Annotated in this window: 14 protein-coding genes; 11 read left to right on the top strand and 3 right to left on the bottom strand. The window is 59.4% G+C overall.

Going from position 1 to position 15,008, the window contains the following annotated elements; translation table 11 throughout:
- Both ACZ500_RS12520 and ribH read left to right on the top strand, forming a co-directional pair.
- Entirely contained in the window at positions 1-1,230 is a 1,230-nt protein-coding gene (locus ACZ500_RS12520; RefSeq protein ID WP_464232809.1) for a bifunctional 3,4-dihydroxy-2-butanone-4-phosphate synthase/GTP cyclohydrolase II, read from the top strand.
- 35 nt (positions 1,231-1,265) lie between these two features.
- Entirely contained in the window at positions 1,266-1,733 is a 468-nt protein-coding gene (gene ribH, locus ACZ500_RS12515) for a 6,7-dimethyl-8-ribityllumazine synthase (protein WP_464232808.1), read from the top strand.
- A 166-nt stretch (positions 1,734-1,899) separates the two neighbouring features.
- Here ribH and ACZ500_RS12510 read toward each other — a convergent pair whose 3' ends face one another.
- Complete coding sequence (locus ACZ500_RS12510) at positions 1,900-2,442, bottom strand: thermonuclease family protein (RefSeq protein ID WP_464232807.1); 543 nt, start codon at positions 2,440-2,442, stop codon at positions 1,900-1,902.
- A 298-nt stretch (positions 2,443-2,740) separates the two neighbouring features.
- On the opposite strand from ACZ500_RS12510, the gene nusB reads away from it, so the two are divergent.
- Genes nusB through holA form a run of 4 tightly spaced genes read left to right on the top strand, consistent with a single transcriptional unit; the run spans position 2,741 to position 7,410 of the window.
- The gene (nusB, locus tag ACZ500_RS12505; protein ID WP_464232806.1) at positions 2,741-3,190 is read left to right on the top strand and encodes a transcription antitermination factor NusB; all 450 of its coding nucleotides are present in this window, start codon (positions 2,741-2,743) and stop codon (positions 3,188-3,190) included.
- Positions 3,191-3,225: 35 nt separating this feature from the next.
- Positions 3,226-5,802 (top strand): leucine--tRNA ligase, encoded by a 2,577-nt coding sequence (leuS, locus tag ACZ500_RS12500; protein WP_464232805.1) that lies wholly within the window; start codon positions 3,226-3,228, stop codon positions 5,800-5,802.
- 22 nt (positions 5,803-5,824) lie between these two features.
- Positions 5,825-6,397 carry an LPS assembly lipoprotein LptE gene (gene lptE / locus ACZ500_RS12495; RefSeq protein WP_464232804.1) on the top strand — a complete coding sequence of 191 codons (573 nt, stop codon included), beginning with the start codon at positions 5,825-5,827 and terminating at the stop codon, positions 6,395-6,397.
- Positions 6,397-7,410: a DNA polymerase III subunit delta gene (gene holA, locus ACZ500_RS12490; protein WP_464232803.1), complete on the top strand. Its 1,014-nt coding sequence runs from the start codon at positions 6,397-6,399 to the stop codon at positions 7,408-7,410. The genes lptE and holA overlap by 1 nt, the downstream gene beginning before the upstream one ends.
- Here holA and rpsT read toward each other — a convergent pair.
- Complete coding sequence (rpsT, locus tag ACZ500_RS12485; RefSeq protein WP_464232802.1) at positions 7,399-7,686, bottom strand: 30S ribosomal protein S20; 288 nt, start codon at positions 7,684-7,686, stop codon at positions 7,399-7,401. The two genes, holA and rpsT, sit on opposite strands and share 12 nt — an antisense overlap.
- A 218-nt stretch (positions 7,687-7,904) precedes the next feature.
- On the opposite strand from rpsT, the gene arfB reads away from it, so the two are divergent.
- The gene (gene arfB / locus ACZ500_RS12480) at positions 7,905-8,330 is read left to right on the top strand and encodes an alternative ribosome rescue aminoacyl-tRNA hydrolase ArfB (protein WP_464232801.1); all 426 of its coding nucleotides are present in this window, start codon (positions 7,905-7,907) and stop codon (positions 8,328-8,330) included.
- Between the two features lie 39 nt (positions 8,331-8,369).
- Here the strand turns inward: arfB and ACZ500_RS12475 are convergent, their stop codons facing one another.
- A complete protein-coding gene (locus tag ACZ500_RS12475) occupies positions 8,370-9,755 on the bottom strand; it encodes a sigma-54 interaction domain-containing protein (protein WP_464232800.1) in 1,386 nt (461 codons plus the stop codon).
- An 880-nt stretch (positions 9,756-10,635) separates the two neighbouring features.
- Between ACZ500_RS12475 and ACZ500_RS12470 the strand changes: the two genes are divergently transcribed.
- The 4 genes from ACZ500_RS12470 to ACZ500_RS12455 all read left to right on the top strand — a co-directional run bounded on the left by ACZ500_RS12470 (position 10,636) and on the right by ACZ500_RS12455 (position 15,008).
- Entirely contained in the window at positions 10,636-10,782 is a 147-nt protein-coding gene (locus ACZ500_RS12470; RefSeq protein WP_464232799.1) for a hypothetical protein, read from the top strand.
- The gene (locus ACZ500_RS12465) at positions 10,783-11,928 is read left to right on the top strand and encodes a tetrathionate reductase family octaheme c-type cytochrome (protein WP_464233045.1); all 1,146 of its coding nucleotides are present in this window, start codon (positions 10,783-10,785) and stop codon (positions 11,926-11,928) included.
- A gap of 232 nt (positions 11,929-12,160) precedes the next feature.
- Positions 12,161-13,849 carry an ABC transporter substrate-binding protein gene (locus ACZ500_RS12460; RefSeq protein WP_464232798.1) on the top strand — a complete coding sequence of 563 codons (1,689 nt, stop codon included), beginning with the start codon at positions 12,161-12,163 and terminating at the stop codon, positions 13,847-13,849.
- Between the two features lie 211 nt (positions 13,850-14,060).
- On the top strand, positions 14,061-15,008 hold the full coding sequence (locus tag ACZ500_RS12455) for a SphA family protein (RefSeq protein WP_464232797.1): 948 nt from the start codon (positions 14,061-14,063) through the stop codon (positions 15,006-15,008).

The raw sequence follows: 15,008 nt of genomic DNA, 5'->3' as shown, positions 1-15,008 counted from the left end.
ATGCCTATTTCGAAGATCGAGGATGTCCTGGAGGACCTCCGACAAGGGAAGATGATCATCCTCGTCGATGACGAGGATCGGGAAAATGAAGGGGATCTGACGATCGCGGCCGAAAAGGTCACGCCCGAGGCAATCAACTTCATGGCCAAATATGGCCGGGGACTGATTTGTCTGGCGCTTCATCCGGATATGATCGACCGGCTGAAACTGAACCCGATGGTCTACGACAACCGCTCCCCCTACAAGACGGCCTTCACGGTGTCGATCGAAGCGCGAACCGGCGTGACGACGGGGATTTCGGCCGCCGACCGGGCGCACACGATTCTGACGGCCGTCGCGGATGAGGCGAAGCCCGACGACCTCATCCAGCCCGGGCATGTCTTTCCGTTGCGGGCGCGGAGGGGCGGGGTGCTTTTCCGAACCGGGCAGACCGAAGGCTCGGTGGATCTGGCGCGGCTTGCGGGGCTCAAACCCGCCGGGGTGATCTGCGAGGTCATGAAGGATGATGGCACCATGGCCCGTCTGCCGGACCTCGAGGCCTTTGCCGGGGAGCACGGACTGAAAATTGCCACCGTTGCGGATATCATTGCCTACCGGATGCGGAACGAGTCCTTCGTGCACCAGGCGGCATCCACCGTTCTGCCTACGCCGCACGGCGAGTTCAAAGCGGTTGTTTTTGTCAACGATATCGATGACTACGAACATATCGCTCTCGTAAAAGGCGAGATCGATTCGGAAAAACCGGTGCTGGTGCGGGTCCATTCCGAGTGTCTGACGGGGGATGTCTTCGGGTCCTATCGCTGCGACTGCGGGGAGCAACTGCAGAAGGCCATGCAGATGGTGCAGGAGGAGGGCCTGGGGGTCATCCTCTACCTGCAGCAGGAAGGCCGAGGCATCGGCCTGGCGAACAAGATCAAGGCCTATGCCTTGCAGGACCAGGGATTCGATACGGTGGAGGCCAACGAACAGCTCGGCTTTTCGCCCGATCTGAGGGACTATGGCGTCGGCGCCCAGATCCTGGCTGCGCTCGGGATAAGGAAGATGCGCATCATCACCAACAACCCGAAGAAGATCATCGGCCTCGAGGGGTATGGCCTGCAGGTCGTGGACAGGGTTCCGATCGAGATCGAGCCGAGGCCCGAGAACCTCCGCTATCTGAGCACCAAGTGCGAGAAGCTGGGGCACATGATGCGGACCTTGGGCGAAAAGATCCATGAGGCCGAGAAATAGTACGGATTGAATAGACGTTTGTTACGGGGGGATCCATGGCGAAGATCATCGAAGGGCGGCTGTCCGCCGAAGGGCTGCGGGTCGCGATCGTTGTCAGCAGGTTCAATGACTTCATCTGTGCAAGGCTTGTCGACGGTGCGCTCGACGCATTGAGGCGCCACGGCGCATCGGATGAACACCTTGCCGTCGTGAAGGTGCCGGGGGCCTTCGAGATCCCCCTCATGGCCAAGCGGTTGGCGCAGAGCGGCAAATACGATACGGTGGTCTGTGTCGGCGCTGTCATCCGGGGCGCCACCCCGCATTTCGATTATGTCGCCGCGGAGGTCTCCAAGGGGATCGCCAGCGTGAGCCTCGAGACCGGGGTGCCCATCGCCTTCGGGGTGCTGACGACGGACAGTATCGAGCAGGCCATCGAACGGGCGGGCTCCAAGGCGGGCAACAAAGGGTTCGAGGCGGCCATGGCGGCGATCGAAATGGTCAATGTCATCCGGGCTGCGGCTTAGATCTCACCGTTTGCGCTCCATCCGCGCAGCCGGTGGTAGTCGCTGCGCAGGTGCACCGGTTCGGCCTCGCTGCCCGTCGAGGTCGATCTTCGGAATGGGGCCGTAAAATCCCTTCATAATCCGGTTCTTCGTCTGAAAAGGTGCGTCCTCGAACGCGAAGTAAAGGTCATCTCAGCTTTTTTCTCCACTCGTACGGGCTGACATATCTGGGACCCTGCGCCCACATCCCCCGACGAGCCCGGCGCGCTGCCTTCTCGGCCTCCCAATAGGGCGCATAATCGAAGCCGGGCGTCGGCTTGCCGCGGTAGGCCTCCGCGAGCCCTGCGCGGACCATCTCGAGGTTCAGGTTTATGTCGCGCAGATAGACTACGCCGAGAATCCGCCCATAGTCATCCTTCCCGTAGGAAACCACCTCGACGGATTCTCTCCGGACGAGATTTGCCAGGTGCCTCTTCGCCACGACGCAGTAAGGTTGACCCGGCTCGCCGTCCCCTTTCGACGTTTCAGGGGCGTCTATGCCGATCAGACGGATGGGGATGGTTGCGCCGTCCTTCGCAATCCGGATGGTATCCCCGTCGGGCACCGCAGCAACGGCGAAACGGCCATTTGCGGTTGTCTCTGAAGGATTGCATACGCACAGAAGCAGGCCGCAAAGGATGATGAGCCGGAAGTTCCCGCCGCTGCACTTGCGTTTGACCGTTCGTTCCATAGGCCGATAATCGACCGATCGATGCGGGAAGTCAAGCGGGAGGGGAATGCGGCGACTGCCGCGCTCGCACCCTCTTTTCTTCCCTTGACTTCAGGCGGCGGGTTTGAGTAATAGATCATTACTGCTGCAGCGGCGCTGTTCTGGTCGGTTCTCGCTTCGACGTCACCGACGACGGATTGCCGGCAGCGGTTTTTGTTGTTTTTAATCTATTGAAAATACTGGAGGAATTGGCATCGAAGCGGGGTGTACCCCCTGTTTTGCGGCAGCCGGCAGACGTCCCGCGTGCGCCGGTCTTTTGATGATGGGTAAACGAAGAAAATCCAGAGAAATGGCCCTTCAGACGCTTTTCCAGCTGGAGTGCGACCCCCGTGATCCATTGGAGGCGTTCGACAGCTTGAGGGGGAGCATGCAGTGGGCCGACGCCCGCGTCGATTTCGCCCGCCGGCTGGTGCTGGGCGTCCAGCGCAACAGGTCCGAACTCGATCTCCTGATCAGGCGGGCATCGAAGCACTGGCGCCTCGAGCGGATGGCCATGGTGGACCGGTCCATCCTGCGGCTGGCGGTCTACGAAATGCTGCACCTGGAGGATGTACCGCCCAAGGTGGCCATCGACGAGGCGTTGGAGTTGGCCAAACGATACGGGGCCAAGGAATCGGGCGCCTTTATCAATGGCGTTCTCGATCAGATATACAACGATTTGCTGAAGGAAGGCCGGTTGAAAGGCGCCGAGTCCCGGACGCCCGCTTGACCGTGCGGGATGATGGCTGGAAGGAACGACACACCATGAGATACAATCCCCAAGAGCTTGAAATCAAATGGCAGGAACACTGGGAACGGGAAGGGCTCTTCAAGGTAAAGGAAGACCCCTCGCGTGAAAAATATTATCTGCTCGAGATGTTCCCCTATCCTTCGGGCAAGATCCACATGGGGCACGTGCGCAACTACACGATCGGCGACGTCGTGGCGCGCTACAAGCGGATGCGCGGGAAGAACGTCCTCCACCCCATGGGATGGGACGCCTTCGGCCTGCCGGCCGAAAACGCCGCCATCGAAAACGACACGCACCCGGCCCGCTGGACCTACAGCAACATCGAGGCTATGAAGACCCAGCTCAAACGGATGGGCTTCAGCTACGACTGGGACCGGGAGATCGCGACCTGCGACCCGTCCTACTACCGCTGGGAGCAGTCGGTCTTCCTGAGGATGCTCGAAAAGGGTCTGGCCTACAAAAAACGGACGCTCGTCAACTGGTGCCCGAAGTGCCAGAGCGTGCTGGCGAACGAGCAGGTGGAAAACGGCTGCTGCTGGCGGCACAGCGACCAGGAGGTGGTTCTGAAGGAGATGGACAGCTGGTTTCTCCGGATCACCGCCTATGCCGACGAGATCCTGGAGGCCTGCGATCGGCTGACCGGGTGGCCGGAGCGGGTCCTGACCATGCAGCGGAACTGGATCGGCAAGAGCTACGGGGCTATCATCCGGTTTCCGATGGCGGATTCGGACGAGGTCATCGAGGTGTTCACTACGCGCCAGGACACGGTCTTCGGCGCGACGTTCCTCTGCTTTGCGCCCGAGCACCCGATGGTGCGCGGGATGGTCAAGGGGCTGCCGGAGGAGCCGCAGGTCCTTGCCTTCGTGGACAAGACCCTCAAGATGGAAAAGTACATGCGGACGGCGGATTTCACCGCGAAGGAGGGTGTTTTCACGGGGCGCTACTGTCTGAACCCGGTCACCGGCGACCGCATCCCGATCTACGTGGCCAATTTCGTCCTCTTCGACTACGGGACCGGCGCCATCATGGCCGTCCCTACCCACGACCAGCGGGACTTCGAGTTCGCCAAAAAATACGGGCTTCCGCTCAAGGTGGTCATCCGCCCTCCCGATCGGGAGATCAGCGCGGAGACCATGACGGAGGCCTATGTGGACGAAGGGATCCTCGTCCATTCGGGTCCCTTCGATGGTCAGCGGAATCTGGAGGCGCTGGAGCGGATCGCCGAGTACCTGGAGGCGCATGGAAAGGGGCACAAGACCGTCAATTTCAGGCTCCGCGACTGGAACATCTCTCGCCAGCGCTACTGGGGCGCACCGATCCCCGTCATTTACTGCGAGACCTGCGGGATGGTGCCGGTGCCGGAGGAGGACCTGCCGGTCGTTCTGCCGCTCGATGTGAACATGCGCCCGAACGGCGGATCGCCGCTCCCCTTCGAGCCGTCCTTTTACGAGACGGTTTGCCCGAAGTGCAAGGGGAAGGCCCGCCGCGAGACCGACACGATGGACACCTTCGTGGAGTCGTCGTGGTATTTCGACCGCTATGCGTGCCCGGACTACGACAAGGGGGTCCTCGACACCGCCAGGGTCGCTTACTGGATGCCGGTCGACCAGTACATCGGCGGGATCGAGCACGCCATCCTGCATCTGCTCTACTCGCGCTTCTATACGCGCGTCCTGAGGGACCTGGGTTGCCTGACGGTCGACGAGCCCTTTACGAATCTCCTGACCCAGGGGATGGTCTGCAAGGAGACCCAGTCTTGCCCGCAGCACGGGTACCTTTATCCCTACGAGGTGAAGGATGGCCGGTGCAGCCGCTGCGGATCGGAGATCGTCACCGGCAATACCCTCAAGATGTCCAAGTCCAAGAAGAACGTAGTGGATCCCCAGGTCCTGATCGATCAGTACGGCGCGGATACGGTCAGGATATTCTGCCTGTTCGCCTCCCCTCCGGAGCGCGATCTCGAGTGGAACGATCAGGGCGTCGAAGGATCCTACCGCTTTCTGAACCGCGTCTGGCGTCTGGTGGTGGACAATCTGGATGCCCTCCGGGCGGTGTCCGCCTATGATGGAAAGAAGACGCTCGAGGGGGGGCTCAAGGACCTGCGCCGCAAGACCCATTTGACGATCCGCAAGGTCGGCTCCGATGTGGAGGACCGCTTCCATTTCAACACCGCCATCGCGGCGGTCATGGAGCTGGTCAACGACCTCGGGTCGTTCCTGAACGAACCGCCGCCGAGCCGTGATCCGGCCTGGCCGGTGCTGCGCGAGGCCGTCGACGCCATGATCGTGCTGCTTTCCCCCGTGGTGCCCCACATCACCGAGGAGCTTTGGCACAGGCTCGGGCACCGGACGCCGCTGCTCGAAACGCCGTGGCCTGATTACGACCCCGATGCGTTGACGGTGGAAAGCCGGCTGGTGGTCTTTCAGGTCAATGGGAAGGTGCGCAATCGGAGGGAAGTCCCTGTTTCCATGACTGACGGGGATCTGAAGGAAATGGCGATTGCCGACGAGCGTGTACAGCAGTTTGTGGCCGGAAAGCCCGTCAGGAAGGTGGTCGTCGTCCAGGGCAAACTGGTCAACGTCGTGGTCTGATTCCCGCGGAAAGGGGCCTGATATGTCTTCGAAGCCAATGGTGGCGAGGGGTGTTGCAGCGGCGGTGGCTGCGGCAATCGTCTACCTTTCTTTTGCGGGATGCGGCTACCGGCTGCGGGAGAGCAGCCAGCCGATGGGTAATGAACTGACGAGCCTGGCAATCCCGCTCATGGAAAGCACGTCGTCGACCATCGGTTTTGAAGCGGAGTTCACCCAGATTGTCAGAGAGGAGTTCATCCGGTATTCGCAGGTGCCACTGGTGCCGCGGGAAAGAGCGGCGGCCGTGCTGATCGGGCGGATTCACGAGATCAGGACCGAACCGTTCTCCTATTCCTTGAACAGGACCCAGGTGCAGGACACGACGCGGAATTATCCGGTCACTCGAAGCCGCTGGCTTTATGTCACGATGGATGCGAAGCTCGTTGAATCCGCGACGGGGAAGACGCTCTGGGAAGTGAACGGGTTGGAGGAGAAGTCGACCTACACGGTCGGTACAGACCCTCTGGCAAACCGGGCTTACGAGCGTTCTGCGATCGAGGAGATCGCCCGCAGACTCGCGGAGCGGATGTTCCAGGAAACCATGGAAAGGTTCTGATGGCCGAGGCGCTCAAACCCGAAATGGTCCTGGACGATCTGGAAAAAGGGCGTGTCCGCCCCGTCTATCTCTTTTACGGACCGGATGATTTCAGGATCGAGCATGTCCTGCGGCGGCTTCAGACAAAAGTGATGCCCGATGGGGCAGGCGGTTTCAACTGGCATGTCTTTTACGGGGATGAAGATGACGATGAAAATGTGGGACGAATACTGGACGCCGCCCGATCCTACCCCTTCATGGCGGACAAACGGCTGGTGATCGTCAAACGTACGGAGGCCCTGTCGGCGAAGGAACTGGAGGGGTTCCTGCCCTGTCTCGAAAAACCGCTTCCATCCACCTGCCTCGTGTTCATATCCGCCAAGACCAATTTCAACATGGTCTTCTACAAATCACTGCGCAGCATGGGCTGTGCGGTTGAATTCAAGAGCCTCCAGGACCGGGAGGTCATTCCATGGATCCGCTCGCTCGCAAAGGACCTCGGCATGAGGCTCGGGAGCGAGGCCTGCGCCTATCTCCAGCAGGTTGTGGGCAACGGATTGCGGGAGCTTTACAGCGAACTCGAAAAATTGTCCCTTATGCATGGAAGCGAACAGGCAATCGACGTGGAGGCGGTAAAACGCCTGGTCGTTCACAGCCGGGCCCACAACATCTTCGAACTGATGGACAGCGTCTCCTCCCGCCAATGCAGTGAGGCGCTTGTCGTTCTGAACCGGCTTTTCGATGAGGAACGCGATGTAGGGCTGAGGATAACAGGGATGCTTCACAGGCAGCTCCGTCTGCTCTGGCAGGCCGGAGCGATCGCCCGGGAAGGAGGCACTCCCGCTAAAGCGGCAAGCGCCCTTCGCCTCCCTCCCTTTCTGGCAAGGAAACTGCTCGATCAAGCGCGGCTCTGGACCCCGGAAAAACTCGAACAGGGGCTGGAACTTGTCTACCAGGCCGACGGCTTGAGCAAAACAGGGTCTTCAGATGTACGCAGGGTGTTCGAAAACCTGATGATCAACCTATGCCGCTGAGACTTCCTGTCCGGCGGTTGCCTGGTGGATGCGCCGCGCGAGGCGCGAGATCTTCCGGGCGGCCTTTTTCCGGTGGATGATCCCCTTGCCGGCCGTTTTATGGATAATGGAGACGGCGCTGCGAAAGGTGTCCTCGATGTTGGGAGCGGCCCCGCTCTCCAACGCGCCGCGAACGTCTTTGACAGCGGTTTTAACCCTTGTCTTGTAGGTTTTGTTTCGAAGTCTGCGGGCTTCGCTCTGCCTGGACCTTTTGAGGGCTGATGCGTGGTTGGCCAATACCGGAACCTCCGTTCATTTGAGTTTTAAACCATCAATATACGTTGCTCTTTTACAGAATGTCAATTTATTTATGAGAGCGCCGTGCCTTTCCGGGAGGAGTCGGCGGAACGGCCCATGGAGCCCTGGAATCAGGCGAGGCTCGGAGGGCGGGGGAAATGGTCCACCCTTGGAGGCGAAATGGGGCGTAAAATCGAAAGGACGGCAAGCAGGTGGGCATGATTCCTGTCACAGCCGATATCGCGCTGGATGAAAAGGATATCCAGCTCGAGTTTATCCGGGCCTCGGGTCCGGGCGGTCAGAATGTCAACAAGGTCGCGACGGCGGTGCAGCTTCGCTTCGATCTCGGCGCAGCGTCCTACCTACCGGAGGACCTGCGCGAGCGCCTCAGACGGCTGGCCGGGCAGCGTCTGTCAGGCGGGGACATCCTCATCATCGATGCCCGCCGTTTCCGCAGTCAGGAGATGAACCGCCAGGATTCCCTGGAGCGTCTCAAGGCCCTGGTACGCGAGGCGGCCAGGCGGCCGAAGCACCGGCTGAAGACGAAGCCCTCCGCGGCTGCGCGCCGCCGGCGGTTGGAGGATAAACACCGGCGCGCCGCCAGGAAGCGGCTGCGCACCCGGATCGTCGATCAGGAAGGTTAGGAGCAAACCCGTTCGAAGCCGATGCCATGCTCCCGATGATCAACCAGTGACCTTCTTCTCGAGATCGATCCCGTATTTCTTGAGCTGGTTCCAGACCGTTACACGCGAAACGCCAAGGAGGCGCGCCGCCTCCGATTGATTCCCACCGGCGGCCTGGAGGGCTTCCAGAAGCACCTGACGCTTCTGAACGTCCCGTGTCGTTGCCTTCGGAGGGGGGGATGGAGAGGTCTTCCTTTTTCCGGCGGCAATTTCCGGTGGAAGGTGCTCGGGTTCTATGAGGACCTCTTGGCAGGAGATGAAGGCGTACTCGAATGCGCTTTTCAACTCGCGCACGTTGCCGGGCCATGAGTAGTTCATCAGAGACTCCAGGGCGGCGGCGCTGATCCCCTGAACCGGTTTTCTGCTTTTTTTCCGGAGCCTTTCGAGGAAGTGCTCCGCCAGGATCGGGATGTCTTCAATGCGCTTGCGTAGCGGAGGCAGGCGAATGGGGATTACATTGATCCGGTAGAAGAAGTCCTGCCGGATCCTCCCTTCCGCCGCCAGTTCGAGGATGTCCCGGTTCGTAGCCGAAATGACCCGGACATCGACCCGTATAGGCCGCTGATCTCCCACCTTTTCGATGATTTTTTCTTCGAGGACCCGCAGGAGCTTGACCTGGGTCGAAAGGGGCATGTCGCCGATTTCATCCAGGAAAATATCGCCTCCATGGGCGGCCTCGAAACGGCCTTCCCTATCGCGGTAGGCCCCCGTAAAGGCGCCCCGTACATGCCCGAACAGTTCGCTTTCGAGGAGGGCCTCGTTCAACGCAGCGCAGTTCACCTTGATAAACGGCTTATCGCGGCGGGGTCCCAGGCGGTGGATGGCCCTGGCGGCGAGTTCTTTGCCCGTGCCGCTTTCGCCGAGGATCAGGACCGGGGCGTCTGAGCTTGCGGCATTCGCGAGGAGATCGAAAACCTTCTGCATCGGCGCCGAGACACCCAGTATCCCCTGAAAACCTTTCTGATCTGCCAATTCCCGTGTGAAGGCCTGGATTTGCAGGTCGCGCCGATTCATCTCGGTCAGATCCGTGAGGGTCTCGACCGCCCCGAGGACCGTTCCTTCCGCATCCCTCAAAAGCGCGGCATTCTTGAGTACGGGAACCGAGGTGCCGTCTTTTCTGCGCAAGGTACAGTGATGGGGGGGAATGGCGCCCTCCTGGAAGAGGACACACCAGGATCCGCAGCCTGGGGCCCGCGCAATTTCGCAGATATCGCAGTTCAGTGAGGAACAGGGCATGCCGGTCAGTTCGGCCGGGGCATAGCCTGTCATTCGGGCCAGCGCAGGGTTGACGAACCGGATGGTTCCTGTGCGGTCGACTATCATCAGTCCGTCCTGAATGGTGCTGACGACCGTTTTCCAATGGGTGTTCAGGTCCAACTCTTGCATGGAATCTTTCCTGATAGGGTCCCGCAGCATCTTTCGCCTGCTTCACAAGGGAGAGCACCTTCGGAAATCGTCCACGGGCCGGACCACAAGTCTTCTGGGCGGCAAACGCGAGTCCGCTCTGCGCAGAAGAGAATGGGGTTCAGGAAAGAAGGCTTGCAATCCGGTCTGAAAAACGCAGGGCTCTTACCCGGCGACGGCAGCGATTTGTACAACGGGTGTTAAGAAATAAACATCTATAAATTTTAATTTTAGCAGTCCAAGGCGATTTCAGCAATCGAAAAAGGCTGCTTTGAGCAATTTTCAGCAAGAAGGGAATCCCTGTATCAAAAAGAGAAGGGTTCAGGATCGACCCGCCCCTCCTCGCTTAAATCCTCAGGACCTGTGGATTTTCCCCAACTGACCACGGTCCGAGGCCGCATCTTGACTCGGGGGATGAGCCGGAAGGTACGCATACAACGGATTGATCTTGCCGCTTTTGGGAAGAAGCTTCCGTTCCCGGGTTGTGAGGTTCCGCTCGAATGATTTTTACTCCGGGCGGAATTTGAGCGGGACGCATGCCACGTTGGCATTGATTTTGCCATGCAGATAATCCAGTAGCTGCCGTATTTTCGTATATCCGCACAAGGACGGTGGAGCGATTTCAGGAGGCGGGCGGGATCCGAGGATGATCGGGAGTTCGGACCACCTCATCTTGGTTCACGCTGGCCGAATGGAGTTTTTGTCGGATGCCTGGGATTTTTGAAAGGAGAAGAAGATCGCGATGTTCGAGTCGTCTTTAAAGAGGGGAGTTTTTTGGGCGGCAGCCGGTATCTTCTTGGCGGTTTCCGCTTATGCCTCGTCTCACCAGGAGATAGCAGGTCCGTTCCCGGATGGCCCTTCCGTGACCCGGACGTGCCTCGGCTGCCACGAGGAGGCTGCTTCGGAGGTGATGAAAACGGCGCACTGGCAATGGAAAGGCCCCAATCCGCACCTCGATAGAGCCGCGAAAGAGCCTCTGGGCAAAGTCAACCTGATCAACAACTTCTGAATTTCCCCCATCTCGAACTGGTGCAGTTGCACCAGTTGCCATGCGGGGTATGGTTGGAAAGACAACACGTTCGATCTCGCGGATCCGTCCAGGGTGGATTGCCTGGTGTGCCACGATCGCACCGGGACCTACCAAAAGGCCCCGGCAGGCTGCGGCAGGGAAAAGGAGGGCCTCGACCTTCTGAAGATCGCCCGCGAGGTGGGGCGCCCGACGCGCGCCAACTGCGGCGCCTGCCACTTCTGCGGGGGGGGTGGAAACGCCATCAAGCATGGCAATCTGAGTGAGGCCCTCATCGATCCTCCGCGGGAACTGGATGTCCACATGGGTGGGCTGGATTTTGCCTGCCAGGATTGCCACACCACGAGCGGACACCGGATTGCGGGGGCCAGTACCACGACGTCCGTCAGCGAAGGGCGGGTGGCCTGTACGGACTGCCACGATGAACGGCCCCATGCCACCGACCGGCATGCGCTTCAGAAAACGCTGAACGATCATTGCGATACCATTGCCTGTGAGACCTGTCATATCCCTGCTTTTGCGAAGGCCAAACCGACCCTGCTTTTCTGGAATTGGGCCTTGGCGGGAAGGGATACCAAGGAGTTGGAGAACTCACCCTACTGCATCACCACCCAGCATCGCAAGAAGGGGCTTTTCATCAAGAAGGGGAACGTCACGCCGGCTTATGCATGGTACAACGGCCGCCACAAACGCTACCGCATGGGTGAATGGATCGATCTGACCGGAACGACTTTCCTCAACCCTCCGGAAGGCGGCATCGGGGATCGCGGGGCAAAGATCACTCCTTTCAAAATCCATACAGGTATTCAGCCCGCGGACAAATTGTACCAGTACCTCGTCATTCCGGAACTCTGGGGCGGGTACTGGGAGCATTTCGACTGGGAAAGGGCCATCCGGTCCGGGATGGAGGAGGCCGGGCTGCCCTTCAGCGGGGAATTTACCTTCGTGACGACTGTCATGCACTGGCGTTTGAACCACGGGGTGGCCCCCAGGGAGCAGGCCTTGGGCTGCATGGATTGCCACGGCGCAAAGGCCCTCATGGACTTCGAGGCCCTGGGGTACCCTGGAGATCCTGCTGTTGCGGGCGGGCGGTCAGGCGTTGGTCCTGACGGCCGAAAGGACCGGTAGCGTGATTTACGGCGCGGTAGGGCCGTCGACGGGCGCTGCGAGGACTGGTGCGCTGAAAGAGCGGCGGCTGTGCCGATCGGGGATGGGGCGTTTCAGGGCCTGCCCGGCCGCATGGAACGACAACGCCCGGCCGCCGGCCGGGTCCGTCTGCTGTGGTGTACCCCCCAGGGACGGGAAGGGAAGACCTCGGACGTCGATCTTCGACCGTCCGTCAAAAGAAGGGAGGAGCGGAATGAAGCAGCTCAAATGTATGATTCTTGCGGCGATGATAATGTTCTCGGCCGGCGGATTTCAGGCGGCGGGGGCAGGGGAATCGCCGAAGGGGGAATCGCTCCACGTCGGTGTGTTGAGTGCCCCGAAGTCCATGAATTTCCTCGGGGCGACAGATGTCTGGTCAAGGAAAGTCCTGCGGCTGATCCACATGCCGCTTTATATCAGAGATCCCCGCGATGGGGCGATTCTTCCCTGGCTCGCGGAGCGGCAGCCGGAATCCGATGCGAAAGGCCTCCTCGTAACGGTCAGGCTCAAGGAGGCGCAATGGGATGACGGCACCCCGGTCTCGAGCGATGACCTGCTCTATACCTGGGAGGTGATCCGGCGGTTCAACGTCCCCGGCCACGTGGAACACTGGCAGATGGTGGAGCGTGTGGAGGCGGTCGATCCGCGCACCATTCGGTTTGTCCTCAAGGAGCCGAGCGCCGCCTTCTTCAACGAGACGCTTCTGACGCCCTTCCTCCAGAAGAAGGGGTGGGAGCCATTGATCCGGCCGCTCGAGGGAATGGAGAACGCGACTGCACGCTTGATCGGTTTAAAGCCGGAGAGGGTGCCGAGCAGCGGTCCTTTCAGCATCGTGAGCGATCCATCGCACGATCTGGTGTTGATGAAGCGCAATCCGTACTTTTTTGCACGGGGAGGTCTTGCCGCCGGTATGCAGCTCGGACCCTATGTGGAATGGGTGGTTTTTCACGTCTACCGGAGCGTCGGGGAGGCTCTGGCGGCCTTGAAGAACGGGGAGATCGACTTTTATGCCGGGGATGTCTGCGAGCAGTCTGTAGCGGAATTGAAGGACGAGCCGGATCTTCAGTTTTTCCGAACCGACCGCAGGGGATACGATTATCTGGGTTTCAATCTGCGGCGTCCCCCTTACAGTGACCGTGCTTTCCGGCAGGCGGTGGCCGCCCTGATAGAGCGGGAGGATATGATCGATAAGGCGTTTGCAGATGATGTCGTCCCGGCGAGGAGCGTGATCCCGGCGCATAATGCCTTCTGGTGCGATGCGCAGCTGCAACTGCCGGGTGACGGACTTGCCGGCGACGATGCGCGCCTCGATTTTGCGAAAGAATTGCTCCGGAAGGCGGGATATACCTGGGAGAAGGATTCTTTGTTGCTGCCGGCGGGTGGAAAGATGGCTCCGATGGAGCTCCTGACGACCCCCGCAGGCTGTCGTCCGGATCGCTTCGCGGCCGCGCTGCTGATGAAAAAGTGGCTCGCCCGGGTGGGGATACCGGTCACGATCCGGATGCTGGCACTTCAAGACCTCTTGAAGGCCCTTTCAGGAGGAGAATTCGATGCCTACCTCATGGGCTGGACCAACCTTTCCGACGAACCGGCCTACCTGAATACATTCTTCCACAGCCGTGAGGCGCGGCTCGGGGGAAAGAACTACAGCGGCTTCAAGAACGCCGAATTCGACCGTCTGGCGGAGTCGGCGCAGGTAGAAGTCGACCCGTTGAAAAGGAAAGAATACGTCGTCGCTCTGCAGCGGCTGCTCGCCAGCGAATTGCCCTACATTCCACTTTATTCCAAGAAGAAGATCGATGCGGTGAGGGTCGACCGCCTGACGGGATGGGTGCCCCAGCCCGGCGGAGTCGGCAACCTCTGGTCTTTTCTGATGGTGAGACCGGCAAAGGCGGAAGAATAGTAGTGATTCAGCGAGCGATCGGAAGATTCAGGTCCTGCGGTTCAAAAAGGGATCTGCATGAAGACGCTGATTGAATAGAAGATGCACCTGTATCGTGTCCGTCCGGCAATGCTTGTCGACGGCACAAAACTTTCCAGTCTGGAAATGCATTTGGGAGTCGGCCGGGGTGATTCGTTCCTATCCATATTATTCACAACAGGAGGAAAAGAGGATGGCAAAAAAGAGTATCGTATTTCTGGGGTGTGTGTTTTTCTGCATGTTTTCTTCGGCGGCTATTGCCTACAATCAGAACCCGAACCTGAACTTCGGTAACACCAACATCATCGATGCGATGCTCCCACCTCCGGGGCTGTACATGAGCAACTACATGGTTTTTTACAGCGCGGACGAGTTCAAGGACGGCAAGGGGGACAGCTACCCGATGAACAACGAACTGGACCTGGTCGTCTACGCCCCGCAGTTCATTTGGGTCTCCAAAAAGGAGCTGCCGCACGGTTTCAAGTGGGGGGCGCAGGCGCTGTGGCCCATGTTCGGCTTCGACGTTAATTCCGATCTGGGCATCGATTCGGGAGGAGGCATCCTGGGCGACCCGTGTATGGGTCCATTTATAGGGAGTGCGATTCCGTTGGCAAAGGATTTTGTCTTCCACTGGTTCTTTGAGTTCGACGTCTACTTTCCGGTGGGTGCGTATGACAAAAACAAGGCAATCAATCCCAGTGCAAACTTCTGGACCTTCGAACCCTGGGTCACGATGACGCTGCAGATGCCGTACGGGTTTACATTCAGCACGCGGCAGCATCTGACATTCAACACCAAGAACGACGAGTATGTGAACCCGGCCGTTACCGGTGATTTCAACGATCACGACCTCGAAGCGGGCGACCTGTGGCATTTCAACTATTCGTTGATGAAAACGATCGATTTTATCAGTCCTAATCTGCGGTTCGGCGTTGTGGGCTATTATGGTCAGCAATTGGATGAAGACGAAGTCGACGGGGTGAAACTCCAGGACTCCGAAGAGGAGGTTTTCGCCATCGGGCCTGCGTTGCACTACATTCACAAGGGGATGATCTTCAGCCTGAAGACCTATTTTGAAAACGGAGTCGAAAACCGCCCGGAGGGTGAAAAGATTGTTTTCCGTATCATCATTCCTTTCTAG

Source organism: Desulfatiglans parachlorophenolica (assembly GCF_055394735.1).
The sequence above is the reverse complement of the archived record's forward strand: the minus strand, read 5'-3'. Positions and strand labels throughout refer to the sequence as shown.